Source organism: Halomonas sp. 707D4 (assembly GCF_024158685.1).
Classification (GTDB): domain Bacteria; phylum Pseudomonadota; class Gammaproteobacteria; order Pseudomonadales; family Halomonadaceae; genus Vreelandella.
In genome coordinates this window covers 1-1326 of the sequence record NZ_JAMZBD010000670.1, presented here as the reverse complement: position 1 = coordinate 1326, position 1326 = coordinate 1, and the positions used below count along the sequence as shown (strand labels likewise).

The 1326-nt window shown below is 70.1% G+C and carries 1 protein-coding gene; it reads left to right on the top strand.

Annotation, left to right across the window (positions count from 1 at the left end):
• A partial coding sequence (gene glnE, locus BIS11_RS17780; RefSeq protein WP_253586752.1) for a bifunctional [glutamate--ammonia ligase]-adenylyl-L-tyrosine phosphorylase/[glutamate--ammonia-ligase] adenylyltransferase occupies positions 1–1326 on the top strand: 1326 nt, incomplete at both ends.

The following is a 1326-nucleotide window of genomic DNA, read 5'->3' as shown; positions in this document are numbered from 1 at the left end:
GAGAAGTGCCGGCCAATCGGCGGCGTTCAGCGCGCGCGCATCGCCTGCGCGCTGAACGCCGCCGATTGGCCGGCACTTCTCGAGCGGCTGGAGGCGGCGCGAGCGCGCGTGCGTCGCCACTTCGACGCGGTGATCGCCGAGCCCGAGGAGGAGTTCGACGGCGAGGGCGCCGCAGGCGTCGGGCTCGACGAGTGGCGCCTGCTGTGGCGCGGCGAGCTCGAGGAGGAGGAAGCGCTCGCCAAGCTCAATGCTGCCGGCTTCGGCGAGCCCGCGGCGGTACTCAAGCGTCTGACCGGGTTCTATCACTGCCGCGCGGTGCAGAGCATGCAGCGCATCGGCTTCGAGCGCCTGGACGCCTTGATGCCGCTGCTGCTCGACGCCGTGGCCGAGCACGACGCCCCGGACACCGCGCTCGAGCGCGTGCAGCCCTTGATCGAGGCGGTGCTGCGCCGCACCGCGTACCTGGCGCTGCTGCGCGAGAACCCGCAGGCGCTCACGCACTTGATCGCGCTGTGCGCGCCGAGCCCGTGGATCGCCCGCCAGCTGGCGCGCTACCCTTTGTTGCTCGACGAGCTGTTGACGCCGGAAACGCTCTACACGCCGGCGGACAAGGTCGCGCTCGCCGACGAGCTGCGCCAGACCCTGAGCCGCCTGCCCGAGGAGGACGAGGAGGCCCAGCTCGAGGCGCTGCGGGTCTTCAAACACGCCAAGACCCTGCACGTGGCCGCCTCGGACATCGCCGGCACCCGCCACCTGATGAAGGTGAGCGACTACCTGACCTACATCGCCGAGGTGATCCTCGACGCGGTATTGGCCATGGCCTGGAAGCACGTGGCGAGAAAGCACGGCGTGCCGCCCGGGGCGAGCGAGTTCGAACCGGCGTTTCTGATCGTCGGCTACGGCAAGCTCGGCGGCATCGAGCTCGGCTACGGCTCCGACCTGGACCTGGTGTTTCTGCACGACAGCGACGGCAAGGGAGCGACCGACGGCGCCCGCCCGCTGGATACGCCGGTGTTCTATACGCGCCTGGGTCAGCGCATCATCCACCTTCTGACCGCCACCACCCCGGCGGGCAGCCTCTACGAGGTGGACATGCGCCTGCGCCCCTCCGGCAACGCCGGGCTTCTGGTCACCTCGCTCAAGGCCTTCGGCGACTACCAGCGCCAGAACGCCTGGACCTGGGAGCATCAGGCGCTGGTGCGCTCGCGGGTGGTGGCGGGCTCTTCCGTGCTTGCCGAGAAGTTCGACGCGTTGCGTCTCGAGTTGCTCGCTCGGCCCCGCCCGCTCGAAACGCTCAAGGCGGACGTGGCGGGCATGCGCCAGAAG